This is a genomic window from Pseudomonas sp. W2Aug9, from assembly GCF_023127755.1.
Classification (GTDB): Bacteria; Pseudomonadota; Gammaproteobacteria; order Pseudomonadales; family Pseudomonadaceae; genus Aquipseudomonas; species Aquipseudomonas synxantha_A.
Window position 1 is genome coordinate 157,380 of sequence record NZ_SPKL01000013.1, and the last position, 25,894, is coordinate 183,273.

The window sequence follows — 25,894 nt, forward strand, 5'->3', positions numbered from 1 at the left end:
AAAAGGTGTGTCGTCCATTGGTCTAAAGGTCGCAGGGGTGGGGTTACGCCGAAAGTTGAATGATGTGCTCAAGATTGGCACTTTTCCCTTTGCTTTCAGGCTTGTAGGCGACAATTTATGCTGTTTTCGATGCAAATGAGCATGGCGCGAGGTTTCGGTCGCCATTTATCTGGAGTAGGCTCGAACGCAGCCAGATGTTCAATCCATAGATGGAGTTCAGCATGGGATACAAGAAGATTCAGGTTCCGGCAGTCGGCGACAAAATCACCGTCAATGCAGACCATTCTCTCAATGTTCCTGACCAACCGATCATCCCCTATATCGAAGGTGACGGTATTGGCGTCGACATCAGCCCGGTGATGATCAAGGTAGTCGACGCAGCTGTTGAAAAGGCTTACGGCGGCAAGCGCAAAATCTCGTGGATGGAGGTGTATGCCGGCGAAAAGGCGACCCAGGTCTACGACCAGGACACCTGGTTGCCCCAGGAAACCCTGGACGCGGTCAAGGATTACGTAGTGTCCATCAAGGGCCCGCTGACCACGCCGGTCGGGGGTGGTATTCGCTCGCTGAACGTGGCTCTGCGTCAGCAGCTCGACCTGTATGTGTGTCTGCGCCCGGTGCGCTGGTTTGAAGGCGTGCCCAGCCCGGTCAAGAAGCCAGGCGATGTGGACATGACCATCTTCCGTGAGAACTCCGAGGATATTTACGCGGGTATCGAGTGGAAAGCCGGTTCGCCTGAGGCTATCAAGGTGATCAAGTTCCTCAAGGAGGAAATGGGTGTTACCAAGATCCGTTTCGACCAGGATTGCGGGATTGGCGTCAAGCCGGTGTCGAAAGAGGGTACCAAGCGCCTAGCGCGCAAGGCCCTGCAGTATGTAGTCGATAACGACCGCGACTCGCTGACCATCGTGCACAAAGGCAACATCATGAAGTTCACCGAAGGCGCCTTCAAGGAGTGGGCCTACGAAGTGGCGGCTGAAGAATTCGGCGCGACGCTGCTCGACGGCGGCCCGTGGATGCAGTTCAAGAACCCCAAGACCGGCAAGAATGTGGTGGTCAAGGATGCGATTGCCGATGCCATGCTCCAGCAGATCCTGCTGCGTCCGGCTGAGTATGATGTGATTGCCACGCTCAACCTCAATGGCGACTACTTGTCCGATGCCTTGGCGGCGGAGGTTGGTGGTATTGGTATCGCGCCGGGAGCCAACCTGTCGGACACCGTGGCGATGTTCGAAGCTACTCACGGTACTGCGCCCAAGTATGCGGGCAAGGACCAGGTCAACCCGGGTTCATTGATTCTGTCGGCGGAAATGATGCTGCGTCATATGGGCTGGGTCGAGGCGGCTGACTTGATCATCAAGGGCACCAATGGTGCGATTTCTGCCAAGACCGTGACCTATGACTTTGAGCGCCTGATGGATGGCGCTACGTTGGTGTCGTCGTCGGGCTTTGGTGATGCGCTGATCAAGCACATGTAAACAGGCAGAAAAAAACCGGCCGCCTTGATGAATTGGGCGGCCGGTTTGCTTTCAGTGCTTTGTTCAGTGGCTGATCAGGCCTGTTTCTTTTTTTGACTTTTGATCGGGCGCTGCAACTTTTTCTGCGGCAGACGGGGCGGTGACTAACTTGATATTCACCGCATTCAAGCCCTTTGGGCCCTGTTTAAGATCAAAGGACACCGGTTGACCCGCCTTCAGCGTTTTGTACCCATCCATATCGATCACGGAGAAATGCGCAAAAAGGTCCTCATCCTTGCCGTCCTCGACAATGAAACCGTAACCCTTGGCATTGTTGAACCACTTGACCTTACCACTTAGCATCGCCATATCCCTCTGCACCAGACTCCATCACTGGAGTATCATCCAGTTTATCCGTCCTAACCCGAATAAATAAGGTTGACTGCGCGGACCTTTTTTACCCACTGTGGGCTCTATTGGTTGTAACACCGATTTGCCGATAGTCAAGGCGACCAATCGGTCAGAGTTGAAATTCTGACAGCTCGCCCCCACCACTGTAATTGAACCACTGACGAACCTTTCTTTCCATGCATGCAAATAGCCAGATTCGACTAACATTCAATCAGGATCGCCCGGATCAGGAACATGACGACGACGGTTCTGCAGGCATTGCTGTTCAGGAGGCCAAGCCTGCTTTACAGGCACCGCCGATGTACAAGGTGGTTTTGTTCAATGATGACTACACACCGATGGATTTCGTCGTCGAAGTGCTCGAGGTGTTTTTTAACCTGAACCGCGAGTTGGCGACCAAGGTAATGCTGGCCGTTCACACAGAAGGACGGGCAGTATGTGGAGTGTTTACCCGCGACATCGCCGAGACAAAGGCCATGCAGGTCAACCAGTACGCCAGGGAAAGCCAGCATCCGCTACTCTGTGAAATCGAGAAGGACGGTTAACGCCGACCACTTGGGTATGAGGTGAAGCTATGTTAAACCGCGAGCTCGAAGTCACCCTCAATCTTGCCTTCAAGGAGGCTCGTTCGAAGCGTCATGAGTTCATGACCGTCGAGCACCTTTTGCTGGCACTTTTGGATAATGAAGCTGCCGCCACCGTTCTGCGTGCGTGCGGCGCCAACCTCGACAAACTCAAGCATGATCTGCAGGAGTTTATCGACTCCACCACGCCACTGATCCCCGTGCATGACGAGGACCGCGAGACCCAGCCAACCCTGGGCTTCCAGCGGGTATTGCAGCGTGCTGTCTTCCACGTACAGAGCTCCGGTAAGCGTGAGGTCACAGGCGCAAACGTGCTGGTGGCAATTTTCAGCGAACAGGAAAGCCAGGCCGTGTTTCTGCTCAAGCAGCAGAGCGTTGCCCGTATTGATGTCGTCAATTACATCGCCCACGGTATCTCCAAGGTCCCCGGGCACGGCGATCATTCCGAGGGTGAGCAGGATATGCAGGACGACGAGGGCGGTGAGTCTTCTTCTTCAAGCAACCCGCTGGATGCCTATGCCAGCAATCTCAATGAGATGGCGCGACAGGGGCGGATCGATCCGCTGGTCGGGCGTGAGAGCGAGGTCGAGCGTGTAGCGCAGATTCTCGCGCGGCGTCGCAAGAACAACCCGTTGTTGGTGGGTGAGGCGGGCGTGGGTAAAACCGCGATTGCCGAAGGCCTGGCCAAGCGCATTGTCGACAACCAGGTGCCGGACCTGCTGGCCAACAGCGTCGTCTACTCTCTTGACCTGGGCGCATTGCTCGCCGGGACCAAGTACCGTGGCGATTTCGAGAAGCGCTTCAAGGCGCTGCTCGGCGAGCTGAAAAAACGCCCGCAGGCGATCCTGTTCATCGACGAGATCCACACCATCATTGGTGCCGGTGCGGCCTCCGGTGGGGTGATGGACGCCTCCAACCTGCTCAAGCCATTGCTGTCTTCGGGTGATATCCGCTGCATCGGCTCCACCACCTTCCAGGAGTTTCGCGGCATTTTCGAAAAAGACCGTGCCTTGGCGCGACGCTTCCAGAAAGTCGACGTGTCCGAGCCTTCGGTTGAAGACACTATTGGCATCCTGCGTGGGCTCAAGGGGCGTTTTGAAGCGCACCACGGCATCGAGTACACCGATGAGGCCCTGCGTGCGGCGGCTGAGCTGGCGTCGCGCTACATCAATGACCGGCACATGCCGGACAAGGCCATCGACGTGATCGACGAGGCGGGCGCCTACCAGCGGCTGCAGCCGGTCGAGAAGCGTGTGAAGCGTATCGATGTGCCTCAGGTCGAGGACATCGTGGCGAAAATCGCGCGGATTCCGCCAAAACACGTCACCAGTTCCGACAAGGAGCTGCTGCGTAACCTGGAGCGCGATCTCAAGCTCACTGTGTTCGGTCAGGATGCGGCGATCGACTCGCTGTCCACGGCTATCAAATTGTCCCGCGCGGGCCTCAAGTCGCCGGACAAGCCGGTCGGTTCGTTCCTGTTCGCAGGGCCTACCGGCGTCGGCAAGACCGAGGCGGCGCGGCAGTTGGCCAAGGCCATGGGTATCGAGCTGGTCCGTTTCGACATGTCCGAGTACATGGAGCGTCACACAGTGTCGCGCCTGATCGGTGCGCCGCCGGGCTATGTCGGTTTCGATCAGGGCGGCTTGTTGACCGAGGCGATCACCAAGCAGCCGCATTGCGTACTGCTGCTCGATGAAATCGAAAAGGCTCACCCGGAAGTCTTCAACCTGCTGTTGCAGGTCATGGATCACGGGACGCTGACCGATAACAACGGGCGCAAGGCGGACTTCCGTAATGTGATCGTGATCATGACCACCAACGCCGGTGCCGAAACTGCTGCGCGAGCGTCTATCGGCTTCACGCATCAGGATCACTCTTCCGATGCAATGGAAGTGATCAAGAAGAGCTTCACGCCGGAGTTCCGCAACCGTCTGGACACCATTATCCAATTTGGTCGCCTCAGCCATGAGGTTATCAAGAGCGTGGTGGACAAGTTCCTCACCGAGCTTCAGGCGCAGTTGGAAGACAAGCGCGTGCAGCTGGATGTGACGGAAGCGGCTCGCAGTTGGATCGCAGAGGGCGGCTACGATGCGGCAATGGGCGCACGCCCAATGGCGCGTCTGATCCAGGACAAGATCAAGCGGCCGCTGGCCGAAGAGATCCTGTTCGGCGAACTCTCCGATCATGGCGGCGTGGTGCATATCGACCTGAAGGACGGCGAGCTGACCTTCGAGTTCGAGACCACGGCAGAAATGGCCTGATCGTTCTGCAGCAACACAAAAGGCGCCGAAAGGCGCCTTTTTGCTGACTTGAAATGCAATTCTCAGAACAATGGAGATCCAATGTGGGAGGGGGCTTGCTCCCGATAGCGGTGGTTCAGCAACAAATTAGTTGCCTGACACACTGCTATCGGGGGCAAGCCCCCTCCCACAATTTATGTGTATGCCACCCACACAAAAACGCCCGGCATAACCGGGCGTTTTGTATTGACTTGCTTAGCGAGCGCGGTAAGTGATGCGCCCTTTGCTCAAGTCATAGGGCGTCAGCTCGACGCGCACTTTGTCACCGGTAAGAATACGAATGTAGTTCTTGCGCATCTTGCCGGAGATATGCGCGGTTACGACGTGCCCATTTTCCAACTCCACACGAAACATGGTGTTGGGCAGGGTGTCGACGACAGTGCCTTCCATTTCGAAGCTGTCTTCTTTCGACATGCAGTAAAGCCCTCGGTATCCAGTGAATGGCCCGGTGCAACTGCGCCAGGCAAAAGCGGCGTGCATTGTGCCCGAAAAAGAGGGTTCAAGCCAAGGGGTTCTAGTTAAGTGTGACCCATCTTTGATTAATCAGCAGCTCAATGGGCCGATATTGGGTCTTGTAGTTCATCTTTTTGCAGTTCTTGATCCAGTATCCAAGGTACACCGCTTCCAGTTCCAGGCGCAGCGCTTCACCTATTTGCCAGAGGATCGCAAAGCGCCCCAGGCTGCGGCGTTCTTCGTCGGGTTCATAGAAGGTATATACCGCCGATAGGCCATTGGGCAGCAGGTCGGTCACCGCCACGGCCAGCAGCCGTCCATCGAGGCGGAACTCGTAGAAGCGCGAGAACGGCAGGTCACGTACCAGGAAGGTGGAAAACTGATCACGGCTGGGCGGGAACATGTCGCCATCGGCATGGCGTTGCTCGATGTAGCGCTGATAAAGATCGAAATACTCTTCGCTGTACTGCGGCTTGACCGCGTTTACCGTCAGGTCGGCGTTGCGTTTGAGGATGCGTTTCTGATTGCGATCGGGCAAAAATTGCGCGGCAGGGATGCGCGCCGGCACACACGCGTTGCAATTCTGGCAGTGAGGTCGGTACAGATGATCGCCGCTGCGCCGAAACCCCATCTCCGAGAGGTCGGCGTACACATGCACGTCCATCGGCTGGCTGGGATCGAGGAACAGCGTGGTGGCCTGCTCATCGGGCAGATAGCTGCAAGAGTGGGCTTGAGTGGCATAGAACTTCAAGCGCGCCAGCTCGGTCATGATCAACCCTCGGGATAAGCTTTGGAATAAGTGTAAGCCAGGTAGGCCAAAGTCGCCTACGAAACCCACGGTCCAGAGCTGGGTTGGTCCAAATGCTTGCGCAGCAAGTCAGCGAAGTCGCTGCGCGGTATGGCGCGGGCGCCCAGGCTGTGCAGGTGGTCATTGGGCATCTGGCAGTCGATCAGCACGAAGCCCCACGCCTGCAATTGACGGGTCAATGTGGCGAAACCGAATTTCGAGGCGTTGTCGGCGCGGCTGAACATGGATTCGCCAAAAAACAGCTGGCCCATCGCCAGGCCATACAGGCCACCTACCAGTTCGCCCTGGTCCCACACTTCCACGGAGTGGGCGTAGCCGCGCTTGTGCAGCGCCAGGTAGGCGTTCTGGATGCCCTCGGTGATCCAGGTGCCGTCCGCGTAGGCGCGCGGTGCAGCACAGGCCTGGATGACAGCGGCGAAATCCTGGTCGAACGTTACGGTATAACGCTGTTGGCGCAGCAGTTTGCCGAGGCTGCGGGACACATGCAGTTCGTCGGGGAAGATCACCGTGCGTGGGTCGGGTGACCACCAGAGGATAGGCTGGCCTTCGGAGAACCACGGAAAGCAGCCATGGCGATAGGCCTGGATCAGGCGTTCGGCCGACAGGTCGCCACCGGCGGCGAGCAGGCCATTGGGTTCGCGCATGGCCTTGGCCAGGGGCGGGAAAGTCAGGTTGTCGCGTTGTAACCAGGTCAGCATGGCATCCAGGCTTACGGAAGGGGAGGGGAGTGGCAGACAAGGCGTCTGCCGCACAAGCGTTGATTATTGTCGACCCGGCGCCAAGGGGCCAGCCCGATTAAGCGGTGAGGCCGGATTAGCATGAGCGGGTGTTTCTGCAACTCTGTGCATAAGGCGTGGTCGTAATCGGGGCTGGCCCATGCCAGCCCTCTGCCAAGTTTGCCTGGATTGCCAGATACAGCTCATAAGCCTTTGTCAGCAAAGGCAATGCATGCTCAAATTGAACAGGCTTTGACACTTCGATTGCCAAGGCTGCCAGGTGGAGGGCAAGTGTGTGGCATCGCGCACGCAAACCCGTACAATGCGCCCATTGTGGCGTTATCGCCATTTCACCTATCCGTGACCTGGTGTTAAAAGTAGATTCAGCAACATACGTTCATTTTTCAGCTGCTCGGGATAGGGCAGTCATGTGTAGTCATTCAACAGATGGACGCGCTAAAGGCGCAGGAAAAGACCCGTTTTGAAGAAATCCGCCGCAGCACCCAAAGCAGCAGTCGTACCGGCCTGGCGCCAGCACCTGCATTACCGACTCAAGGAAGGCGCACTGATTGCCATCGGTGCCCTGTGCCTGTTCCTGATGATGGCCTTGCTCACCTATGGCAAGGACGATCCGGGCTGGAGCCATAACAGCAAGATCGACGATGTGCAGAATTTCGGTGGGCCGGTAGGGTCCTACAGCGCCGATATCCTGTTCATGATCCTGGGTTATTTCGCGTACATTTTCCCGCTGCTGCTGGCGATCAAGACCTGGCAGATCTTCCGCCAGCGTCACGAGCCGTGGCAGTGGAGCGGCTGGCTGTTTTCCTGGCGCCTGATCGGCCTGGTGTTCCTGGTGCTGTCCGGCGCGGCGCTGGCGCATATTCACTTCCATGCACCCACCGGCCTGCCGGCGGGTGCGGGCGGGGCGCTGGGCGAAAGCCTCGGTGACCTGGCGCGCCGCACGCTGAATATCCAGGGCAGCACCTTGATGTTCATCGCGCTGTTCCTGTTCGGCCTCACGGTGTTCACCGACCTGTCATGGTTCAAGGTGATGGACGTGACCGGCAAGATCACCCTCGACCTGTTCGAATTGTTCCAGGGCGCTGCCAACCGCTGGTGGGCCGCCCGTGTCGAGCGCAAGCAAATGGTTGCCCAACTGCGTGAGGTCGACACCCGCGTCAACGAGGTGGTGGCCCCGAGCACGCCGGATCGGCGCGAGCAGGCCAAGGTCAAGGAACGCTTGATCGAGCGCGAGCAGGCCCTGAGCAAGCACATGTCGGATCGCGAGAAGCAGGTACCGCCAGTGATCGCTCCGGCACCGCCCAAGGCGCCAGAACCCAGCCATCGCGTACAGAAAGAGAAACAGGCCCCGCTGTTTATCGACAGCGCCGTCGAAGGCACCTTGCCGCCGATCTCGATTCTTGACCCGGCAGAAAAGAAACAGCTCAATTATTCCCCCGAATCCCTGGCGGCTGTCGGCCATCTGCTGGAAATCAAGCTCAAGGAGTTCGGCGTCGAAGTGTCGGTGGATTCGATCCATCCCGGCCCGGTGATTACCCGTTACGAAATCCAGCCGGCCGCCGGTGTCAAAGTCAGCCGTATTTCCAACCTGGCCAAAGACTTGGCCCGTTCCCTGGCCGTGACCAGCGTGCGCGTGGTGGAAGTGATCCCGGGCAAGACCACCGTGGGTATAGAGATTCCTAACGAAGACCGCCAGATCGTGCGTTTCTCCGAAGTGCTGTCGACCCCCGAGTACGACAATTTCAAATCGCCGGTCACCCTGGCCCTCGGCCATGACATCGGCGGCAAGCCGGTGATCACCGACCTGGCGAAAATGCCTCACCTGCTGGTAGCCGGTACCACCGGTTCCGGTAAGTCGGTGGGTGTGAACGCAATGATCCTGTCGATCCTGTTCAAGTCCGGGCCGGATGACGCCAAGCTGATCATGATCGACCCGAAGATGTTGGAGCTGTCGATCTACGAAGGCATTCCGCACCTGTTGTGCCCGGTGGTTACCGACATGAAGGACGCCGCCAACGCCCTGCGTTGGAGCGTTGCCGAGATGGAGCGCCGCTACAAGCTGATGGCCAAGATGGGCGTACGTAACCTGTCGGGCTTCAACGCCAAGGTCAAGGAAGCCCAGGACGCCGGCGAACCGCTGACCGACCCGCTGTACAAACGCGAAAACATTCACGATGAGGCACCGCTGCTGACCAAGCTGCCGACCATCGTGGTGGTGGTCGACGAATTCGCCGACATGATGATGATCGTCGGCAAGAAGGTCGAAGAACTGATCGCGCGTATTGCCCAGAAGGCACGTGCCGCCGGGATTCACTTGATCCTCGCGACTCAGCGCCCGTCGGTGGATGTGATCACCGGTCTGATCAAGGCCAACATCCCGACACGCATGGCGTTCCAGGTATCGAGCAAGATCGACTCACGGACCATCATCGACCAGGGTGGCGCCGAGCAGCTGCTGGGCCACGGTGACATGCTCTACATGCCGCCGGGCACCAGCCTGCCGATTCGCGTTCACGGTGCCTTTGTGTCCGATGACGAAGTACACCGCGTGGTCGAAGCCTGGAAACTGCGCGGCGCCCCGGAATACAACGACGACATCCTCGCAGGCGTCGAAGAGGCCGGCAGCGGTTTTGACGGTGGCAGCGGCGGTGGCGACGATGATGCCGAAACCGACGCGCTGTACGATGAGGCCGTGGCCTTCGTGCTGGAAAGCCGTCGCGCCTCTATCTCCGCAGTGCAACGCAAGTTGAAAATCGGCTACAACCGCGCTGCCCGCATGATCGAAGCCATGGAACACGCCGGCGTCGTCACTGCAATGAACACCAACGGCTCGCGTGAAATCATCGCCCCCGGGCAGATGCGCGACTGACCCCGGTGCCGCGTGGTAACACGCGGCACCGCCCTGACTACTCAATGAGGACTCCCATGCGCTTTATCCGCATGCTGTTGTTGCCGGCACTGGCCTTGACCGCTGTTTCGGCTCACGCTGATGAACAGGCCGTAACGCGCCTGACCGGACTGCTGAATGACTCCAAAACCCTGACCTCGCGCTTCTCCCAGTTGACCCTGGATGCCGGTGGTACTCAATTACAGGAAACTGCCGGTGAAATGGCCGTGCAGCGTCCAGGGCTTTTTTATTGGCATACCGAGGGTAAGGCTGAGCAGACCATCGTTTCTGATGGCCAGAAGGTCACCTTATGGGACCCGGATCTAGAGCAGGCCACGATCAAGAAGCTCGACCCGCGCTTGAATCAGACGCCGGCGTTGCTGTTGTCGGGCGATGTGTCGAAAATCAGCGATAGCTTTGACATCACTTCCAAGCAAACCGGTGACGTAATGGATTTCACCCTCAAGCCGAAAGCCAAAGACACCCTTTTCGATAGTCTTCGCCTTTCGTTCCGTGGCGGTTTGATCAATGACATGCAACTGGTCGACAGCGTGGGTCAGCGCACCAATATTCTGTTCACCGGCGTCAAGGCCAACGGCGTTGTGGATGCATCCAAGTTCAAGTTCGACATCCCCAAGGGTGCCGACGTGATCCAGGAATAACCTGCCGAGAGGTTTCAAGCGCTGCCCATGGATCTGTTTCGAAGTGACCCGATTGCCCAGCCCCTGGCCGCACGCTTGCGTTCGACCAACCTGGATGAGTACGTCGGTCAGGAACACCTGCTCGCTCGCGGCAAGCCCTTGCGCGAAGCGCTGGAGCAGGGCGCGCTGCACTCGATGATTTTCTGGGGCCCGCCGGGCGTGGGCAAGACCACCCTGGCGCGGCTGCTGGCGAAAGTCTCGGATGCCCACTTTGAAACGGTCTCGGCGGTGCTTGCCGGGGTCAAGGAAATCCGCCAGGCGGTGGAAGTCGCCAAGCAGCAGGCCGGCCAGTACGGCAAGCGCACCATCCTGTTTGTCGACGAAGTGCATCGCTTCAACAAGTCGCAGCAGGATGCGTTCCTGCCGTATGTTGAAGACGGCACCTTGATCTTTATCGGCGCCACCACTGAAAACCCTTCGTTTGAACTCAACAACGCCTTGTTGTCGCGAGCGCGTGTCTACGTGCTCAAAAGCCTGGACGAGGCGGCGATGCAAAAGCTGCTGCAGCGGGCCTTGAATGAAGACAAGGGCCTGGGCAAGCGCCATCTGAGCGTCAGTGAAGAAGGCTTCAAGATCCTGCTCACCGCCGCAGATGGCGATGGCAGGCGTTTTCTCAACCTGCTGGAAAACGCTTCGGACCTGGCTGAAGACGGCGGTGAAATTGGCGTCGATCTGCTGCAAAGCCTGCTGGGTGATACGCGCCGGCGCTTCGACAAGGGCGGTGAAGCTTTCTACGACCAGATTTCCGCCCTGCACAAGTCCGTGCGCGGCTCCAACCCGGACGGTGCGCTGTACTGGTTCGCACGCATGATCGACGGCGGTTGCGATCCGTTGTACCTGGCCCGTCGCGTGGTGCGCATGGCCAGCGAAGACATCGGCAATGCCGACCCGCGAGCCCTGAGCCTGTGCCTGGCGGCCTGGGAGGTGCAGGAGCGCCTCGGCAGCCCGGAAGGCGAGTTGGCGGTGGCCCAGGCCATCACCTACCTGGCCTGCGCACCGAAAAGCAACGCGGTGTACATGGGCTTCAAGTCGGCGCTGCGAGCGGCGGCTGAACATGGTTCGCTGGAAGTGCCGATGCACTTGCGCAACGCGCCGACCAAACTGATGAAGCAGCTGGGTTACGGTGACGAATATCGCTACGCTCATGACGAACCGGATGCCTATGCAGCCGGCGAAGACTACTTCCCCGATGCTCTGGAACCGTTGCCGCTCTACCAGCCAGTGCCCCGTGGGCTGGAGCTGAAGATCGGCGAAAAGCTCAACCATCTGGCCCAACTCGACCGTCTCAGCCCCCGTCAGCGGAGAAAGTAGTGCTCAAGACGATTCTTGCCGTGTCCGCAGCCGGCATCGCTGGTACATTATTGCGTTTCGCCACCAGCACCTGGGTCAGCGCCCAGTGGCCGAAGCATTTTTATGCGGCGACCCTGGCAGTCAACCTGGTGGGCTGTTTGATTATCGGGCTGTTGTACGGCTGGTTCCTGTTGCGCCCGGAAGTGCCGATTGAAATTCGCGCCGGCTTGATTGTCGGTTTTGTAGGCGGTCTGACGACCTTTTCATCCTTTTCACTGGATACGCTGCGGCTGCTGGAAAGCGGGCAGGCCCTGGTCGCCTTCGGGTACCTGGGCATCAGCGTGTTCGGCGGGCTGCTCGCCACCTGGGCCGGCCTGTCCTTGACCAAACTTTGATAACGAGAGACCGACATGCTCGATTCCAAACTGTTACGTAGCAACCTTCAGGACGTAGCGGACCGCCTGGCATCCCGTGGCTTTGCCTTGGATGTTGCGCGCATCGAAGCGCTGGAAGAACAGCGCAAGACCGTCCAGACCCGCACCGAAGCACTGCAGGCTGAGCGTAATGCGCGTTCCAAGTCCATTGGCCAGGCCAAACAGCGCGGCGAAGACATCGCACCGCTGATGGCGGATGTCGAGCGTATGGGCACTGAGCTGTCCAACGGCAAAACCGAGCTGGAAGGCATCCAGACCGAGCTGGACTCGATCCTGCTGGGCATTCCGAACCTGCCCCACGAATCCGTGCCGGTAGGCGAAGACGAAGACGGCAACGTTGAAGTACGCCGCTGGGGTACGCCCAAAGCCTTCGATTTCGAGATCAAGGACCATGTGGCCCTGGGCGAATTGACCGGTGGCCTGGATTTCGAGACCGCGGCAAAAATGTCCGGTGCCCGTTTCGCTTTGCTGCGTGGCCCGATCGCCCGTATGCACCGTGCGCTGGCGCAGTTCATGATCAACCTGCACACCGGTGAGCATGGCTACGAAGAAGCCTACACCCCGTACCTGGTCCAAGCGCCGGCGCTGATGGGTACCAGCCAGTTGCCGAAATTCGAAGAAGACCTGTTCAAGATCACTCGCGACGGCGAAGCCGATCTGTACCTGATCCCGACCGCCGAGGTGTCGCTGACCAATATCGTCGCCGGCGAAATCCTCGATGCCAAGCAACTGCCGTTGAAGCTGGTTGCCCACAGCCCGTGCTTTCGCAGTGAAGCCGGCGCATCGGGTCGCGATACGCGCGGCATGATCCGCCAACACCAGTTCGACAAGGTCGAGATGGTGCAGGTGGTCGAGCCGTCGACTTCCATGGAAGCCCTGGAAGGCCTGACCGCCAATGCCGAACGCGTTCTGCAACTGTTGGAGCTGCCGTACCGCGTACTGGCGCTGTGCACCGGCGACATGGGCTTCAGCGCTGTGAAGACCTACGATTTGGAAGTGTGGGTACCGAGCCAAGACAAGTACCGCGAAATTTCGTCGTGCTCCAACTGCGGTGATTTCCAGGCCCGTCGTATGCAGGCGCGTTTCCGCAACCCGGAAACCGGCAAGCCGGAGTTGGTGCACACCCTTAACGGTTCGGGCCTGGCCGTAGGCCGTACCTTGGTGGCCGTGCTGGAAAACTACCAGCAGGCTGACGGTTCGATCCGTGTACCTGAGGTGCTCAAGCCGTACATGGGCGGCGTTGAGGTCATCGCCTAAATGGAATTTCTGCCGCTGTTTCATAACCTGCGCGGCAGTCGAGTGTTGGTCGTCGGTGGTGGGGAGATTGCCTTGCGCAAATCCCGGCTGCTGGCCGACGCCGGTGCGTTGCTGCGGGTGGTTGCTCCCCAGATCGAAGACCAGTTGCGTGAGCTGGTACTGGGCAGTGGCGGGGAACTGATTTTGCGCGGTTATCAGGAGGCTGACCTGGAGGGTTGCACCCTGATCATCGCGGCAACGGACGACGAGCCGCTGAACGCGCAAGTGTCCAGTGAGGCCAAGCGCCGTTGCGTGCCGGTCAATGTTGTAGATGCGCCGGCCTTGTGCAGCGTGATCTTCCCGGCGATTGTCGACCGTTCGCCGTTGGTAATTGCGGTGTCCAGCGGCGGCGACGCGCCGGTGCTGGCGCGCTTGATCCGCGCCAAGCTGGAAACCTGGATTCCGTCCACCTACGGCCAATTGGCCGGTTTGGCCGCGCGTTTTCGCGCCCAGGTCAAAGGTTTGTACCCGGATGTGCAGCAGCGCCGTGCGTTCTGGGAAGAGGTGTTCCAAGGGCCGATTGCCGACCGTCAACTGGCCGGGCAGGGCGATGAAGCTGAGCGCCTGTTGATCGAAAAGGTCAATGGCGCGCCACCTTATGCACCCGGCGAGGTGTACCTGGTGGGTGCAGGCCCGGGTGACCCGGACTTGCTCACCTTTCGTGCCTTGCGCCTGATGCAGCAGGCCGACGTGGTGCTGTACGACCGTCTGGTGGCGCCGGCGATCCTGGAACTGTGCCGTCGTGATGCCGAGCGAGTTTACGTCGGCAAGCGGCGTGCCGACCACGCTGTGCCTCAGGATAAGATCAACCAGCAACTGGTCGACCTGGCCAAGCAAGGCAAGCGCGTGCTGCGCCTCAAGGGCGGCGATCCGTTCATTTTTGGGCGCGGTGGCGAAGAAATCGAGGAATTGGCGGCCCATGGCATCCCGTTCCAGGTGGTGCCAGGGATCACGGCGGCCAGTGGTTGTGCCGCGTATGCCGGGATTCCGCTGACGCACCGTGACTATGCGCAATCGGTGCGCTTCATCACCGGGCACCTGAAGAACAATACGTCGGATCTGCCCTGGCAGGACCTGGTCGGGCCGTCGCAGACCCTGGTGTTCTACATGGGCTTGATTGGCTTGCCGATCATTTGCGAGCAGTTGATCAAGCACGGGCGCTCGGCGGACACACCGGCGGCTTTGATCCAGCAGGGCACCACTTCCAACCAGCGTGTGTTTACCGGCACCCTGGCGGACTTGCCGCGCATGGTGGCGGAGCATGAAGTACATGCGCCGACGCTGGTGATCGTGGGTGAGGTGGTGGTGTTGCGCGAGAAGCTCAAATGGTTCGAAGGGGCTCAGTCTCAGGTCTGAGCCTTAAAAGCATCGGGAGCAAGCCCCCTCCCACATTTTGGTTTGTGAACACAGTCAAAATGTGGGAGGGGGCTTGCTCCCGATGAGGCCATCAAATACAACCGATAATCCAGATCAGCTAAAGACACCTTTACCTGAAAGTCGCGCCCGATCATGGCTGTTGTCAAACTCTTGCAACGGCCCCTTCGGCACAATCCCCGTCGGGTTGATCGTGCGATGGCTGGCATAGTAATGCCCCTTGATATGGGCAAAGTCCACCGTCTCGGCCACGTCCGGCCACTGATACATCTCCCTTAGCCAATTCGACAAATTCGCATAATCGGCAATCCGCCGCAGGTTGCACTTGAAGTGGCTGTAATACACCGCGTCAAAGCGAATCAACGTGGTAAACAGCCGCACATCCGCCTCTGTCAGGTACTCACCGGCCAGATAACGATGCTGGCCCAGGTGTTGTTCCAAATGATCCAGCTCGGCAAACACATCATCAAACGCACGTTCATACGCCTGTTGTGACGTGGCAAAACCTGCGCGGTATACGCCGTTGTTCACGGCCGGGTAGATACGCTCGTTCAGGGCGTCGATGGTCGGACGCAGCGTGTCGGGATAAAAATCCAGGGTATTGCCGGTCAGCCCGTTGAACGCGTTATTGAACATGCGGATGATTTCCGCCGATTCATTGCTGACGATGCGCTTGAGTTTTTTGTCCCACAGCACCGGCACGGTGACGCGCCCGGTGTAGTCGGTCGTATCGGCGGTGTAGCGCTGGTGCATGAAGGCCAGATCGTCCAGTTTGTCACCGCTGGAGCCGTGGGCCTTGTCGAAGGTCCAGCCGTTTTCCAGCATCAACCAGCTGACCACTGACACGTCGATCAGGCTTTCCAGGCCTTTGAGCTTGCGCAGGATCAAGGTGCGGTGCGCCCAGGGGCAGGCCAGGGATACATAGAGGTGATAGCGGCCAGCCTCAGCCTTGAAGCCACCTTCGCCACTCGGGCCGGGCGCGCCATCGGCGGTCACCCAGTTGCGGCGTTGTGCCTGTTCCCGTTGGAAAGCGCCATCTGCGCTACTCTCATACCACTGGTCTTTCCACTGTCCTTCAATCAGCAAACCCATGACTGGCTCCTTGGCTGTTAAACGTTGGAGTCCAGTCTAAAGGGATGAGTTCGAACTAAAAGCGCAAAGACCGGGGGTGAATGATCGACTAAATCGATTTATCCCGTGCGTCCCAGTATTGCTGGGCCAAATCGAAGGCCTGTTGCCGCGGGTGGCCGAGACCGCGCAACGCCAGGGCCATGGTGGCGATCAGCGCCAGTTGCGGGTAGCTGTCCTCGACTTCGCCGCGCCACAACGCTTTCAACTGTTCAGGCTCAAGCGTCGCCGGTTTGACGTGACGCTGGGCGGAGAGCGCGGGCCACTCTTCGTCCCAACTCTGGCCGCCGGTGGTGCCATACAGGTGACTGAGGGTGTCGGGGTTGATTTCGATCTCGCCGCCGTCGCCCTTGACCACGATCACATTGTCCCCGAGCAGGCCGCTGGCATCGCGGTGCACGCCCTGGTAGCCCGGGTGGAAGATGCTTTGCAGGCCGCAGCGCGCATTCAGCGGGTTAAGCAGCCGCGCCAGGGAATGAATGGGCGAGCGCAGGCCGAGGGTGTTGCGCAGGTCGATCATGCGTTGCAATTGCGGCGCCCAGTCGCCCAGCGGGATAAAGGCCAGGTTGCCCTGCTCGAAGGCGCTTCCCACCTGCTGCCAATTGCGGCACAGCGGGATCTGCAGCGTCTCCAGCAGTTGCTCGGTGTACAGCCGGCCCGCCGTGTGGGCACCGCCGCCGTGCATCAGAATGCGCACGCCGTTTTGCGCCAGGCACTTGGCCGCCAGCAGAAACCACGGCAGATGGCGCTTTTTGCCGGCGTAAGTCGGCCAGTCGATATCCACGTTCAACGCCGGTGCATCCAGGCGTTCACGTACCGCTTCGGTGAAACCGGCGAGTTCTTCCGGGCTCTCTTCTTTGTGACGCAGTAGCATCAAAAAGGCACCGAGCTGGGTGTCTTCAACCTTTTCGTCGAGCAACATGCCCATGGCTTGCCGCGCTTCTTCGCGGGTGAGGTTGCGCGCGCCGCGCTTGCCTTTGCCGAGGATGCGTACGAACTGGGCAAAAGGGTGCTCTTCGGGCGTGTTGAGGGTCAAGGGGGCGAAGTCGGTCATAAGCAATTCGTCGGCCTGGGCAGGCCCGCCAACTTGGCGGCGAGTTTGGCGGGAGTGCCGTTGAACAGTTTGTTTAGACGCAGGCTGTTGCCCTTTTCCGGGCCCAGTTTCAAGGCGGTGTACTTGATCAGCGGGCGTGTGGCAGGGGACAGCTGGAATTCGGTATAGAACTGGCGCAGCAGCTTGAGGATTTCCCAGTGATCCGCAGTCAGCTCCAGGGCTTCGGCAGCGGCCAGGGCGTGCGCCACCTCATCGGACCAGTCATTGAGGTCGACGAGGTAACCGTCCTTGTCCAGTTCGAGGCTGCGTGTGCCGACGGTCAGGGTGTTCATAGCCAGGTGTTGACCTTGTCGTAGTCGATCGACAGTTGCACGAAACCTGGATAATCCACGCTGTCAGCCCAGTCGGGAAGCGGCAGGTTGCGCGCCTGCATGTCTTCGGCCAGTACAAAGACCTTCACGCCTTTGCTTTGCAGGGCGGGCGTGTGCAGCGCGTAGGCACCGTCGCCACACAGCAGGATTGCGTCCTGAGCGCCGCAGATGCGCAGGCAGCTGTCGAGGCGGCTGTCGGTAAAGGGAGAGTGAGACACCACATGTAGAGTCGACATCAGAGGGTAATCACCTGGTCGTAACGATCAATCAGCTCGCAAATGGCTTGGCTGTGCAGCGTCTGCGCATTGGCGGGCGGCAGCAACCCGCGTGCGGACAGGCTGTGGCCGCAGGCGAACACGTCATCAATGCCGAACAGGCCCAATGCCTGCAAGTTGGCGCTCAGGTCTTTTTGTTGCACGGCCTTGGCGGCCTGATGCGGCGCCAGCTGGAACACACCGTCATCCAGAAACAGCAGACCGATGGGCAGATCAAACGCGCCACCAGCCAGCACGATATCCAGTGCTTCCCGCGCACTTGGCCCGGACCACGGCGCCTGTCGGCTGATCACCAATAAGGATTTGGACATCTCACGGCCCTCCAAAACAGATCAGGCGGTCGGCATCCTGGATCGCGTCATGCAATTGCCCAAGGCCCGATAACGCCCATGGCGCCTGCAGATTGACCGCGCTGCGTTGATAGCGTGCGGCCTCCTCGGCGTTCAGCACACCACGGCGCAAGGCGGCGGCGATGCACACCACGCCGTCGAGCTGGTGCTGGCTGACAAACTCGCGCCATTGGCGCGCAATGTCTGGCTCGTCCTGGGGCGCTACGATGTTATTGGACGCGCTGTACACGCCATCCTGATAAAAAAACAGCCGCACAATCTCATGCCCGCCCGCCAGCGCTGCTTGTGCGAACAGCAGGGCGCGGCGCGAGGAGGGCGCGTGGGCGGCGCTATACAGTGCAATCGCGAACTTCATGGGAGACTCTGCCAACAAACGTCGGCCAATGATAAAGCCGCCGCCGCGAAAAAGCCCGCCGTGATCAAAACGGTCACTGTCGCTGATCGTTCTGACGATTGCCGGCAGCCGCCAGGCTGCCTAGTCTGTGGGTGATCGCAACCCGAATGGAGTCTCTATGTCTGGTCCCTTGGCGTCCCTTAAAGTGCTGGATTTTTCCACCTTGCTGCCCGGCCCGTTTGCCTCGTTGATGCTGGCGGACATGGGCGCCGAGGTGCTGCGTATCGAATCGCCCACGCGCATGGACCTGTTGCGGGTGTTGCCGCCCCATGACCGCGGTACCTCGGCCAGCCACGCGTATCTGAACCGCAACAAACGCAGCCTGGCCCTGGACCTCAAGCAGGCCGAGGCGGTGGAGATCGTGCGTGAGCTGGTCAAGAGTCATGACATCCTGCTCGAACAGTTTCGCCCTGGGGTTATGGAGCGCCTGGGGCTGGGTTATGAGGCGCTGAAGGCGATCAATCCCGGGTTGATTTATGTGTCGATTACCGGCTACGGCCAGACCGGCCCTTACAAGGACCGCGCCGGGCACGATATCAATTACCTGGCGTTGGCCGGTGTGGCCAGTCACACCGGGCGGAGGGACAGCGGGCCGTTGCCGCTGGGCGTGCAACTGGCGGACGTGGCAGGTGGTTCGCTGCATGCGGTGGTGGGCTTGCTGGCGGCGGTGATTGCCAGGCAGCAGAGCGGAGTGGGGCAATACCTGGATGTGAGCATGACCGATTGTTCGTTCAGCCTGAACGCCATGGTCGGGGCTGGCTATCTAGCCTGCGGAGTGGAGCCGGAGTGGGAGAACCATGTACTCAATGGTGGCAGTTTTTACGATTACTATCGCACTCGCGATGGGCGCTGGATGTCGGTGGGGAGTTTGGAACCGGCCTTTATGCAGCAGTTGTGTGAGGCACTGGGCAGGCCGGAGCTGGCGGCCCACAGCGTGAAGCCAGAGCAGCAGGCAGTGCTCAAGCAGGCCCTGCAGGTGGAATTCGAGAAGCGCAGTTTTGAAGAATTGTGTGAGTTGTTTGCCGGGGTGGATGCGTGTGTGGAGCCGGTGTTGAGCCTGGCGGAGGCTGTTGAGCATCCGCAGTTGAAGGCGCGGGAGCTGGTCAGCCATGTGCCCCGGGGGGATGGCTCGACACAAGCGCAATTGGCCTGCCCGCTGAAGTTCTCAGAAGGGTTGCCGGCGCCCAGGCATATTGGGGTGGCGGTGGGGGCGCATAGTGACGAGGTGTTGGTGGAGTTGGGGATCAGTGCTCAGCGGATAGATGAATTGCGTCAGGCCAAGGTTGTAGGTTGACTGAGCCGACGCTTTCGCAGGCAAGCCAGCTCCCACATTTTGATTGCGTTCACAGATCCAGATGTGGGAGCTGGCTTGCCTGCGAAGAGGCCCTCATTCCACCCGAGTTTCCCCGGTGAACACCAGAGTCTGCCTACACCGCCGACACAAATACCGCCGCCCCTGGTTCACCAGGCCATGGCGCTGCGGCGAGAACGGGAAGTCACTGTCCGCACACGGGCAGCGGTAGATATAACGGGTCACCTGGCGGCGCTTGACCTCATAGGTATGGCAGCGGTCCGGCGGCAGTTCGTAGACCCCGCGCATGATCAACTGCCATTCCTCGCCGTGGGGCTGGATACGCTCGCCAAACAACTGGTGGGCAATCAGGTGCGCCACTTCGTGGGCCACGGTTTGCTTGAGAAAATGCTGGCTGTTTTCACGGTACAACTGCGGGTTGAAGCGCAGCAGGTTCTCGTGCAAATGCGCGACACCGGCTTTCTGGCCCCGCAGCTTGAGGCTGACCTGGGGGCGTTTGAAGCTTCGTTTGAAAAAGGATTCGGCTTGCAGGAAACAATCTTCGACGCGGGTATTGAGTTGCTCGGGCATGCTGTACAAATCTCCAGAGACGCCCAGTATGCCGCAAAGCAGGGTGTTTCCGAATCTGTCAGGCGCCGAATGGTCATGCATAACGCACAAAGCCACCTTGCGGTGGCCTTGCCTGCGGGTTGAGTTGCTTAGTTGGTGTAGATGGGCCCTACGCCCAGGCCCCACACAATCACGGTAAACGCCATGATCGCCACCAGTACCACCAGGCCCACGGCCAATACCGAACTGGAAAACAGGAAGCCTTCGTCCGGGTCGATACTCATGAAGGTCGGCAGCCCCACGTAGAGCAGGTACACCGTGTAGCAAATGGCCGCCGTGCCGACCACCATGCCCAGCCACATATGCGGGTAGAGTGCCGCAAGCCCGCCGACAAACAGTGGCGTTGCGGTATAGGTGGCGAAGGCCACGCAGCGTGCCATGCTGGGGCTGGCGTCGTAGGTGCGGGCCATCCAGTGAATGAACGCGCCCATCACCGCCACGCCGCCAAGCATGGCCGCGTACGACATGAGCGTCATCCACAGTGCGCTTTCCTGGGTCAACATCACCGGCGCCCGGTTGCCGATGACCCAGCCAACCTGGGTGGTGCCGATAAAGGCGGACACGGCGGGGATCGCCGCGAGAATCAGGGTGTGAGTAAGGTACATGTGGCCGATACTTTCTTCTTTATCGCCACGGATTTCCCGCCATTCCTGGTCGGGATGGGTAAAAAGCCCCACGACGTGATGGATCATGCCAGTCACTCCTGTCGTTATTACCATCGCCCCCCATCGGAGCGCCCACCGGCCAGATGGCCTGAAAGGTCTGGATATGTGTGCGACCTCAAGTCGCAGTATAGGAAGTGATGACCGGAATAACTGTAGGGCCTTTAGAGCAAATTGCGCTGTAAACAGGGCGCTTAATCGCGGTGGGGTCTGTCAAATGTGGGAGGGGGCTTGCTCCCGATAGCGGTGTGCCAGGCACTACAAGTGGTGGCTGATGCACCGCTATCGGGAGCAAGCCCCCTCTCACATTGAATGTAGGTACTCGACATCGCTAAAATACCCGGCTTTTCGTCACACACCTTCAGCGGATCCAAGCGCCATGGGCACTCTTACGGTCAACCAGAACAAACTGCAAAAACGCCTGCGTCGCCTGGCCGGTGAAGCGGTCGCCGATTTCAACATGATCGAGGACGGCGACAAGGTCATGGTCTGCCTCTCTGGTGGCAAAGACAGCTACACCATGCTCGACGTATTGCTGCACCTGCAAAAGGTCGCGCCGATCAAGTTCGAGATCGTGGCGGTGAACATGGACCAGAAGCAACCCGGCTTCCCCGAGCACGTATTGCCGGCCTACCTCAAGGAATTGGGCGTTGAATACCACATCGTCGAGAAAGACACCTACTCGGTGGTCAAGGAGCTGATCCCGGAAGGCAAGACCACCTGCTCGCTGTGCTCGCGCCTGCGCCGTGGCACGCTCTACACCTTTGCCGACGAGATCGGCGCGACCAAGATGGCCCTGGGTCATCACCGCGATGACATCGTCGAGACGTTCTTCCTGAATATGTTCTTCAATGGCTCGCTCAAGGCCATGCCGCCCAAGCTGCGCGCCGATGACGGGCGCAATGTGGTAATCCGCCCGCTGGCGTATTGCAACGAGAAGGACATCCAAGCGTACTCCGACTTCAAGCAATTCCCGATCATCCCCTGCAACCTGTGCGGCTCCCAGGAAAACCTGCAGCGCCAGGTGGTCAAGGAAATGCTGCTGGACTGGGAGCGCAAGACCCCCGGGCGTACCGAGAGCATCTTCCGCAGCCTGCAAAATGTGATCCCGTCTCAACTGGCTGATCGCAACCTGTTCGATTTCACCAGCTTGAAAATCGATGAGACGGCCGCATCGCGTTTCGTCAATGTAGTGAACCTCTAAGCCTCGTCGAGGCTCTAGTAAACGGCGCTTGCGGGCGCCGTTTTCAATTCAACTGCCAGGAGAGGGCATGCGCGATTACAAGTGGCTGCACGAATATTGTCTGAACCGCTTCGGTTCGGCGGCCGAGCTGGAAGCCCACCTGCCTGTGCCCAAGACCCCGGCGCAATTGCGCAAGATCACCGATGACCGTTACCTGTCGACTTTGGCGCTACGGGTGTTTCGTGCGGGCTTGAAGCACAGTGTGGTCGATGCCAAGTGGCCGGCGTTTGAGCAGGTTTTTTTCGGCTTCGATCCGGAAAAAGTCGTGCTGATGGGCGCCGAGCACTTGGAACGCCTGATGCAGGACGCCCGCATCATCCGCCACCTGGGCAAACTCAAGAGTGTGCCGCGCAATGCGCAGATGATCCTGGATATCGAGCAGGAAAAGGGCAGCTTCGGTGCGTTTGTCGCCGATTGGCCGGTCACCGATATCGTCGGGTTATGGAAATACCTGAGCAAGCATGGCCACCAACTGGGCGGGCTGTCGGCACCGCGTTTCCTGCGCATGGTGGGCAAGGATACGTTTGTGCCGAGCTATGACGTGGTGGCGGCGTTGAATGCGCAGAAGATCGTCGACAAGGCGCCGACCAGCCTGCGGGATTTGGCCACAGTACAGGGCGCCTTCAACCAGTGGCATGCCGAGAGTGGGCGGCCGATGTGCCAGTTGTCGATGATGTTGGCGTACACCGTCAACCATTGAGACCCAGGTGACGCCTTCGCGAGCAAGCCAGCCCGCACATTTTGACCGCGCCGCCTATCAACATGTGGGAGCTGGCTTGCCTGCGATAGCGGACTTCAGGCCGATACAGGTTCTGCAGCCAACCGCCGATTCAACTGATGCCGCCAACGCACATACAACAGCGCCGTGCAAAACACCGCCAGGCTCGCCAGCATCTCCAACACCCCGAACCACTGGCGGTTCGGGTCGTACACCGCCAGCGCGCCCTTGATGAAATACAGATTCACCACAAAGCACATCCACGAATGCCCGCGCGCACTGCCGATCATCATCCCTGGCGCCAGTACCAGCAGCGGCACCAGTTCGATCAGCAGGATCACCCATGGGCGCGCCCCATGCAGGTCGGCGATGAACAGGTAGTACACGCACAACAAGCCCACCAGGGCAAAAAACGCCAGCAGGCTCAGTGCGCGTGCAATGTTTACCCGCGGTTCCAGCCACGCCTGGGGCGGCAGGATTTTAGGTTTGCGGGCCACGGCCGTGCTCCAGCAGCGTGGCGGTCTTGGCCAGGCGCAGGCCCAGGGCCCGGCACAGGGTGATTTCATGTTGATCGAGCATCCGCTTGCCGTCAGGCCCGGAATGGTGGCTGGCGCCGTATGGCGTGCCGCCGCCCTGGGTATCAAGCAGTGCCTGTTCGCTGTAAGGCAGGCCGGTGATCAACATGCCGTGGTGCAGCAGCGGCAGCAACATCGACATCAGCGTGGTTTCCTGGCCGCCATGCAGGCTGGCGGTAGAGGTGAACACGCCGGCGGGCTTGCCGACCAGGGCACCGGTGAGCCACAGGTTGCTGGTGCCGTCGAGGAAGTACTTGAGCGGTGCAGCCATGTTGCCAAAGCGTGTCGGGCTGCCCAGGGCCAGGCCTGAACAGTGCTTCAGATCATCCAGGCTGGCATACAGCGCGCCTTCCTCGGGAATGCTCGGCGCCACCGCTTCGCACTCGGTGGAAATCGCCGGCACGGTGCGCAGACGTGCTTCCATGCCGCCTTGCTCGATCCCCCGGGCAATCTGCCGGGCCATTTCGCTTACCGAGCCGTTGCGGCTGTAATACAGCACCAGCACATAGGGCGTGGTCACGGCAGAATCTCCAATACGTTCTCGGGTGGGCGGCCAATGATGGCTTTGTCGGCAGTTGCCAGGATCGGGCGTTCCATCAGCTTGGGGTGCCCGGCGATAGCGGCGATCAATTGCGCTTCGCTCAAGTTGGCATCGGCCAGGTTGAGGGTTTTGTATTCCTCTTCGCCGGTGCGCAGCAGTTGGCGCGCGCTGATCCCCAGCTTTTTGAGCAAGGCCTGGATTTGCGCGGCGTCCAGCGGGGTTTCCAGGTAGCGCACCACGGTCGGGTTGAGGCCGCGAGCTTCAAGCAGTTCGAGCGCACCGCGGGATTTCGAGCAGCGCGGGTTGTGATAAAGCGTCAGATCGGTCATGTGCGGGTCGCATCTTGCGTAAGGTGGCGGGTATTCTACCTGCGCTGGCGCCTGTCCTTAAACCGTAAGAGGCGATAGGTCGCAGCCAACGTTCATTTTTGCGAAGGAATACCCCATGACAAGGCGACTGATCGGTGCATTGGCGATCATCACAACCCTGCTGCTCAGCGGCTGCGGTAACGATTACGGCGTTGACCAATATGGCCAGAAAGTGGCGGCCGAACGCCTGGACAAACAGTGGCTGGTGGTCAATTACTGGGCCGAATGGTGTGGCCCGTGCCGCACGGAAATCCCCGAGCTCAATGCCTTGGCCGAGCAACTGAAAGGGCAGGGTGTGGAGGTGTTCGGGGTTAACTTCGACAATGTGCAGGGTGAGGAACTGAAGGCCGCCAGCGACAAGCTGGGGATCAAGTTCACGGTCCTGGCCCAGAACCCGGACGGGATCTTCGAGATTCCACGCAGCGAGGCGTTGCCGGTGACCTACATCATCGACGACAAGGGCAAGGTGCGTGAGCAGTTGATGGGTGAGCAGACTGCAGAAGGGGTGCTGGCCAAGCTCAAGGCTCTGCGCGGTTAAAGCAACACCTCAGAGAAAGTGTGGGAGGGGGCTTGCTCCCGATAGCGGTGTAACAGTCAATTGATGTATTGACTGACACACTGCTATCGGGAGCAAGCCCCCTCCCACATTGGGATCCCATCAATCCAAAGACTGGGAATATCAGCCTTCTTCAAGCCACAAACGAATCGGCTTGCCCTCGGCCGGCCAGAACCGCGTCTGTTCGATCGGCGAGATGTCCCAGCGCTGCACGCCTTGCAAGGCCTGGAAGAAGCGGTGCTCCTGCTCCATCAACGCCTCGGCGCACATTTTGCGGGTGCTGCCGATAGGTCCGAAGCTGAGCTTGTCACCCTCGACGGTATACGGTGCAAACCAGTGATTGCAGCCGCCGTTGCCGTAGGCGCGGCCATCAGCGCCAAGGGTGACGGTCAGGTGCGCGTAGTCCATCAGCGGGCGCTCACCGATCCACTCCACCACGTAGCTGTGGTCGCGTTCGAGCTTCGGGCCGTCGGCAGCACAACCCGTCAGAGCCGCGCCGATTGCGGCGAGCAGCAGCGGGCCCTTCATTGTGCGGCCTGCTGGCATTTCGGGCAGCGGTGCTTGTCGCCTTCACTGGCCCAGCCGAGTTCTTTGATGCGTGCGTTGGCGGCCGGTTGCAGCGGCTCTTTGGTCAGCTTGGTTTCCACCGAAAATTCAAACTCCAGCACGACGTCGCAGCTGTCGCAGTTGACCTTCCAGGTGTGAATTTCCAGTTCGCCGAACTTCGGCCCCTGGGCCATGGCGACCCATTGGCCCGCCGGGCGTATGGAGTAGCGTGCGTCACCTTCGACGGTCAGGCGCATCGACAGGGTTTTACTGCCGCGCAGGGTGACGATCAGCACGTCACCGTGCTTGATCGAACCACCGTTGCCGGTGACCTGGTAACGGCCCGGCACAAGGGCGCGGCATTCGATCAGGGTGTGTTGCGGGCTCAGCAAGCTGAAGCGGAAATCGTGTTCGGCCATGGATCCTCCAAATAGGCGCGGCATCCTATCACGGGTGCCGG

The 25,894-nt window shown here is 59.7% G+C and carries 30 protein-coding genes; 13 read left to right on the forward strand and 17 right to left on the reverse strand.

Going from position 1 to position 25,894, the window contains the following annotated elements; genetic code table 11:
- Positions 1–221: 221 nt before the first annotated feature.
- On the forward strand, positions 222–1,478 hold the full coding sequence (gene icd, locus E3O56_RS11885; RefSeq protein WP_005789095.1) for an NADP-dependent isocitrate dehydrogenase: 1,257 nt from the start codon (positions 222–224) through the stop codon (positions 1,476–1,478).
- Positions 1,479–1,541: 63 nt separating this feature from the next.
- On the opposite strand, the gene cspD is transcribed toward icd, so the two are convergent.
- A complete protein-coding gene (cspD, locus tag E3O56_RS11890) occupies positions 1,542–1,820 on the reverse strand; it encodes a cold shock domain-containing protein CspD (protein ID WP_248128355.1) in 279 nt (92 codons plus the stop codon).
- A gap of 224 nt (positions 1,821–2,044) precedes the next feature.
- On the opposite strand from cspD, the gene clpS reads away from it, so the two are divergent.
- Both clpS and clpA read left to right on the forward strand, forming a co-directional pair.
- Positions 2,045–2,413, forward strand: coding sequence for an ATP-dependent Clp protease adapter ClpS (clpS, locus tag E3O56_RS11895; protein WP_005789091.1), 369 nt, complete (start codon positions 2,045–2,047; stop codon positions 2,411–2,413).
- A 29-nt stretch (positions 2,414–2,442) separates the two neighbouring features.
- The gene (gene clpA / locus E3O56_RS11900; RefSeq protein ID WP_032880624.1) at positions 2,443–4,713 is read left to right on the forward strand and encodes an ATP-dependent Clp protease ATP-binding subunit ClpA; all 2,271 of its coding nucleotides are present in this window, start codon (positions 2,443–2,445) and stop codon (positions 4,711–4,713) included.
- 234 nt (positions 4,714–4,947) lie between these two features.
- Here clpA and infA read toward each other — a convergent pair whose 3' ends face one another.
- The 3 genes from infA to aat form a co-directional block, all read right to left on the reverse strand.
- Positions 4,948–5,166, reverse strand: coding sequence for a translation initiation factor IF-1 (gene infA, locus E3O56_RS11905; RefSeq protein ID WP_002553999.1), 219 nt, complete (start codon positions 5,164–5,166; stop codon positions 4,948–4,950).
- 100 nt (positions 5,167–5,266) lie between these two features.
- On the reverse strand, positions 5,267–5,974 hold the full coding sequence (locus E3O56_RS11910; protein WP_248128299.1) for an arginyltransferase: 708 nt from the start codon (positions 5,972–5,974) through the stop codon (positions 5,267–5,269).
- Between the two features lie 56 nt (positions 5,975–6,030).
- The gene (gene aat / locus E3O56_RS11915; protein ID WP_005789086.1) at positions 6,031–6,711 is read right to left on the reverse strand and encodes a leucyl/phenylalanyl-tRNA--protein transferase; all 681 of its coding nucleotides are present in this window, start codon (positions 6,709–6,711) and stop codon (positions 6,031–6,033) included.
- A 499-nt stretch (positions 6,712–7,210) separates the two neighbouring features.
- Between aat and E3O56_RS11920 the strand changes: the two genes are divergently transcribed.
- From E3O56_RS11920 to cysG, 6 genes are read left to right on the forward strand one after another with little or no spacing between them, the layout of a single operon-like run.
- Positions 7,211–9,619 carry a DNA translocase FtsK gene (locus E3O56_RS11920; RefSeq protein WP_005789085.1) on the forward strand — a complete coding sequence of 803 codons (2,409 nt, stop codon included), beginning with the start codon at positions 7,211–7,213 and terminating at the stop codon, positions 9,617–9,619.
- A 56-nt stretch (positions 9,620–9,675) separates the two neighbouring features.
- Positions 9,676–10,299, forward strand: a complete 624-nt coding sequence (gene lolA / locus E3O56_RS11925) for an outer membrane lipoprotein chaperone LolA (RefSeq protein ID WP_032880625.1) — start codon at positions 9,676–9,678, stop codon at positions 10,297–10,299.
- A 27-nt stretch (positions 10,300–10,326) separates the two neighbouring features.
- A complete protein-coding gene (locus E3O56_RS11930) occupies positions 10,327–11,649 on the forward strand; it encodes a replication-associated recombination protein A (protein WP_032880626.1) in 1,323 nt (440 codons plus the stop codon).
- On the forward strand, positions 11,649–12,023 hold the full coding sequence (gene crcB / locus E3O56_RS11935) for a fluoride efflux transporter CrcB (protein ID WP_005789082.1): 375 nt from the start codon (positions 11,649–11,651) through the stop codon (positions 12,021–12,023). Before E3O56_RS11930 ends, crcB begins: the two co-directional genes overlap by 1 nt.
- A gap of 15 nt (positions 12,024–12,038) precedes the next feature.
- Complete coding sequence (serS, locus tag E3O56_RS11940; RefSeq protein ID WP_005789081.1) at positions 12,039–13,319, forward strand: serine--tRNA ligase; 1,281 nt, start codon at positions 12,039–12,041, stop codon at positions 13,317–13,319.
- Positions 13,320–14,714: a siroheme synthase CysG gene (gene cysG / locus E3O56_RS11945; RefSeq protein WP_032880627.1), complete on the forward strand. Its 1,395-nt coding sequence runs from the start codon at positions 13,320–13,322 to the stop codon at positions 14,712–14,714.
- 114 nt (positions 14,715–14,828) lie between these two features.
- On the opposite strand, the gene E3O56_RS11950 is transcribed toward cysG, so the two are convergent.
- The 6 genes from E3O56_RS11950 to tusD form a co-directional block, all read right to left on the reverse strand.
- Complete coding sequence (locus E3O56_RS11950) at positions 14,829–15,824, reverse strand: glutathione S-transferase family protein (RefSeq protein WP_078821661.1); 996 nt, start codon at positions 15,822–15,824, stop codon at positions 14,829–14,831.
- An 88-nt stretch (positions 15,825–15,912) separates the two neighbouring features.
- Positions 15,913–16,914 (reverse strand): glycosyl transferase family protein, encoded by a 1,002-nt coding sequence (locus tag E3O56_RS11955; RefSeq protein ID WP_248128301.1) that lies wholly within the window; start codon positions 16,912–16,914, stop codon positions 15,913–15,915.
- On the reverse strand, positions 16,911–17,246 hold the full coding sequence (locus E3O56_RS11960; protein WP_005789076.1) for a TusE/DsrC/DsvC family sulfur relay protein: 336 nt from the start codon (positions 17,244–17,246) through the stop codon (positions 16,911–16,913). Before E3O56_RS11960 ends, E3O56_RS11955 begins: the two co-directional genes overlap by 4 nt.
- A complete protein-coding gene (tusB, locus tag E3O56_RS11965) occupies positions 17,243–17,521 on the reverse strand; it encodes a sulfurtransferase complex subunit TusB (protein WP_005789074.1) in 279 nt (92 codons plus the stop codon). The genes E3O56_RS11960 and tusB overlap by 4 nt, the downstream gene beginning before the upstream one ends.
- The gene (gene tusC, locus E3O56_RS11970) at positions 17,521–17,871 is read right to left on the reverse strand and encodes a sulfurtransferase complex subunit TusC (RefSeq protein ID WP_032880631.1); all 351 of its coding nucleotides are present in this window, start codon (positions 17,869–17,871) and stop codon (positions 17,521–17,523) included. The genes tusB and tusC overlap by 1 nt, the downstream gene beginning before the upstream one ends.
- Position 17,872: 1 nt before the next feature.
- Complete coding sequence (gene tusD / locus E3O56_RS11975; protein ID WP_005789072.1) at positions 17,873–18,265, reverse strand: sulfurtransferase complex subunit TusD; 393 nt, start codon at positions 18,263–18,265, stop codon at positions 17,873–17,875.
- 157 nt (positions 18,266–18,422) lie between these two features.
- On the opposite strand from tusD, the gene E3O56_RS11980 reads away from it, so the two are divergent.
- Positions 18,423–19,598, forward strand: coding sequence for a CaiB/BaiF CoA-transferase family protein (locus E3O56_RS11980; protein WP_223018503.1), 1,176 nt, complete (start codon positions 18,423–18,425; stop codon positions 19,596–19,598).
- Positions 19,599–19,691: 93 nt separating this feature from the next.
- Here E3O56_RS11980 and E3O56_RS11985 read toward each other — a convergent pair whose 3' ends face one another.
- A complete protein-coding gene (locus tag E3O56_RS11985; RefSeq protein ID WP_003192067.1) occupies positions 19,692–20,186 on the reverse strand; it encodes a SprT family zinc-dependent metalloprotease in 495 nt (164 codons plus the stop codon).
- Between the two features lie 128 nt (positions 20,187–20,314).
- Complete coding sequence (locus E3O56_RS11990) at positions 20,315–20,917, reverse strand: Yip1 family protein (RefSeq protein WP_005789070.1); 603 nt, start codon at positions 20,915–20,917, stop codon at positions 20,315–20,317.
- 349 nt (positions 20,918–21,266) lie between these two features.
- Here E3O56_RS11990 and ttcA point away from each other — a divergent pair, with 349 nt between their 5' ends.
- Both ttcA and E3O56_RS12000 read left to right on the forward strand, forming a co-directional pair.
- Positions 21,267–22,091 (forward strand): tRNA 2-thiocytidine(32) synthetase TtcA, encoded by an 825-nt coding sequence (gene ttcA, locus E3O56_RS11995; RefSeq protein ID WP_044274647.1) that lies wholly within the window; start codon positions 21,267–21,269, stop codon positions 22,089–22,091.
- A gap of 67 nt (positions 22,092–22,158) precedes the next feature.
- Positions 22,159–22,830, forward strand: a complete 672-nt coding sequence (locus tag E3O56_RS12000; protein ID WP_228308576.1) for a DNA-3-methyladenine glycosylase I — start codon at positions 22,159–22,161, stop codon at positions 22,828–22,830.
- A gap of 95 nt (positions 22,831–22,925) precedes the next feature.
- Here E3O56_RS12000 and E3O56_RS12005 read toward each other — a convergent pair whose 3' ends face one another.
- From E3O56_RS12005 to arsC, 3 genes are read right to left on the reverse strand one after another with little or no spacing between them, the layout of a single operon-like run.
- On the reverse strand, positions 22,926–23,345 hold the full coding sequence (locus E3O56_RS12005; RefSeq protein WP_248128302.1) for a DUF2069 domain-containing protein: 420 nt from the start codon (positions 23,343–23,345) through the stop codon (positions 22,926–22,928).
- Positions 23,329–23,943: an NAD(P)H:quinone oxidoreductase gene (gene wrbA / locus E3O56_RS12010; RefSeq protein ID WP_216091701.1), complete on the reverse strand. Its 615-nt coding sequence runs from the start codon at positions 23,941–23,943 to the stop codon at positions 23,329–23,331. The genes E3O56_RS12005 and wrbA overlap by 17 nt, the downstream gene beginning before the upstream one ends.
- A complete protein-coding gene (gene arsC, locus E3O56_RS12015) occupies positions 23,940–24,293 on the reverse strand; it encodes an arsenate reductase (glutaredoxin) (RefSeq protein ID WP_078821654.1) in 354 nt (117 codons plus the stop codon). Before arsC ends, wrbA begins: the two co-directional genes overlap by 4 nt.
- A 115-nt stretch (positions 24,294–24,408) precedes the next feature.
- Between arsC and E3O56_RS12020 the strand changes: the two genes are divergently transcribed.
- Positions 24,409–24,870 carry a TlpA disulfide reductase family protein gene (locus tag E3O56_RS12020; protein WP_005789064.1) on the forward strand — a complete coding sequence of 154 codons (462 nt, stop codon included), beginning with the start codon at positions 24,409–24,411 and terminating at the stop codon, positions 24,868–24,870.
- A 141-nt stretch (positions 24,871–25,011) separates the two neighbouring features.
- Here E3O56_RS12020 and E3O56_RS12025 read toward each other — a convergent pair whose 3' ends face one another.
- Positions 25,012–25,416, reverse strand: a complete 405-nt coding sequence (locus E3O56_RS12025) for an META domain-containing protein (protein ID WP_032880638.1) — start codon at positions 25,414–25,416, stop codon at positions 25,012–25,014.
- A complete protein-coding gene (locus tag E3O56_RS12030) occupies positions 25,413–25,853 on the reverse strand; it encodes a hypothetical protein (RefSeq protein WP_078821651.1) in 441 nt (146 codons plus the stop codon). Before E3O56_RS12030 ends, E3O56_RS12025 begins: the two co-directional genes overlap by 4 nt.
- Between the last annotated feature and the right edge of the window lie 41 nt (positions 25,854–25,894).

Excerpts from the sequence above, each read along its gene's own strand:
- E3O56_RS12000 (WP_228308576.1), top strand. The coding sequence starts at position 22,159 with ATGCGCGATTACAAGTGGCTGCACGAATATTGTCTGAACCGCTTCGGT.
- E3O56_RS12025 (WP_032880638.1), bottom strand. The coding sequence starts at position 25,416 with ATGAAGGGCCCGCTGCTGCTCGCCGCAATCGGCGCGGCTCTGACGGGT.
- E3O56_RS12020 (WP_005789064.1), top strand. The coding sequence starts at position 24,409 with ATGACAAGGCGACTGATCGGTGCATTGGCGATCATCACAACCCTGCTG.
- aat (WP_005789086.1), bottom strand. The coding sequence starts at position 6,711 with ATGCTGACCTGGTTACAACGCGACAACCTGACTTTCCCGCCCCTGGCC.
- E3O56_RS11955 (WP_248128301.1), bottom strand. The coding sequence starts at position 16,914 with ATGACCGACTTCGCCCCCTTGACCCTCAACACGCCCGAAGAGCACCCT.
- icd (WP_005789095.1), top strand. The coding sequence starts at position 222 with ATGGGATACAAGAAGATTCAGGTTCCGGCAGTCGGCGACAAAATCACC.
- E3O56_RS11910 (WP_248128299.1), bottom strand. The coding sequence starts at position 5,974 with ATGACCGAGCTGGCGCGCTTGAAGTTCTATGCCACTCAAGCCCACTCT.
- ttcA (WP_044274647.1), top strand. The coding sequence starts at position 21,267 with ATGGGCACTCTTACGGTCAACCAGAACAAACTGCAAAAACGCCTGCGT.
- lolA (WP_032880625.1), top strand. The coding sequence starts at position 9,676 with ATGCGCTTTATCCGCATGCTGTTGTTGCCGGCACTGGCCTTGACCGCT.
- tusC (WP_032880631.1), bottom strand. The coding sequence starts at position 17,871 with ATGTCCAAATCCTTATTGGTGATCAGCCGACAGGCGCCGTGGTCCGGG.
- infA (WP_002553999.1), bottom strand. The coding sequence starts at position 5,166 with ATGTCGAAAGAAGACAGCTTCGAAATGGAAGGCACTGTCGTCGACACC.
- serS (WP_005789081.1), top strand. The coding sequence starts at position 12,039 with ATGCTCGATTCCAAACTGTTACGTAGCAACCTTCAGGACGTAGCGGAC.
- E3O56_RS11950 (WP_078821661.1), bottom strand. The coding sequence starts at position 15,824 with ATGGGTTTGCTGATTGAAGGACAGTGGAAAGACCAGTGGTATGAGAGT.
- E3O56_RS11990 (WP_005789070.1), bottom strand. The coding sequence starts at position 20,917 with ATGATCCATCACGTCGTGGGGCTTTTTACCCATCCCGACCAGGAATGG.
- clpS (WP_005789091.1), top strand. The coding sequence starts at position 2,045 with ATGCATGCAAATAGCCAGATTCGACTAACATTCAATCAGGATCGCCCG.
- cspD (WP_248128355.1), bottom strand. The coding sequence starts at position 1,820 with ATGCTAAGTGGTAAGGTCAAGTGGTTCAACAATGCCAAGGGTTACGGT.
- E3O56_RS12030 (WP_078821651.1), bottom strand. The coding sequence starts at position 25,853 with ATGGCCGAACACGATTTCCGCTTCAGCTTGCTGAGCCCGCAACACACC.
- cysG (WP_032880627.1), top strand. The coding sequence starts at position 13,320 with ATGGAATTTCTGCCGCTGTTTCATAACCTGCGCGGCAGTCGAGTGTTG.
- tusD (WP_005789072.1), bottom strand. The coding sequence starts at position 18,265 with ATGAAGTTCGCGATTGCACTGTATAGCGCCGCCCACGCGCCCTCCTCG.
- E3O56_RS11980 (WP_223018503.1), top strand. The coding sequence starts at position 18,423 with ATGTCTGGTCCCTTGGCGTCCCTTAAAGTGCTGGATTTTTCCACCTTG.
- E3O56_RS11985 (WP_003192067.1), bottom strand. The coding sequence starts at position 20,186 with ATGCCCGAGCAACTCAATACCCGCGTCGAAGATTGTTTCCTGCAAGCC.
- E3O56_RS11960 (WP_005789076.1), bottom strand. The coding sequence starts at position 17,246 with ATGAACACCCTGACCGTCGGCACACGCAGCCTCGAACTGGACAAGGAC.
- tusB (WP_005789074.1), bottom strand. The coding sequence starts at position 17,521 with ATGTCGACTCTACATGTGGTGTCTCACTCTCCCTTTACCGACAGCCGC.
- clpA (WP_032880624.1), top strand. The coding sequence starts at position 2,443 with ATGTTAAACCGCGAGCTCGAAGTCACCCTCAATCTTGCCTTCAAGGAG.
- arsC (WP_078821654.1), bottom strand. The coding sequence starts at position 24,293 with ATGACCGATCTGACGCTTTATCACAACCCGCGCTGCTCGAAATCCCGC.
- E3O56_RS11930 (WP_032880626.1), top strand. The coding sequence starts at position 10,327 with ATGGATCTGTTTCGAAGTGACCCGATTGCCCAGCCCCTGGCCGCACGC.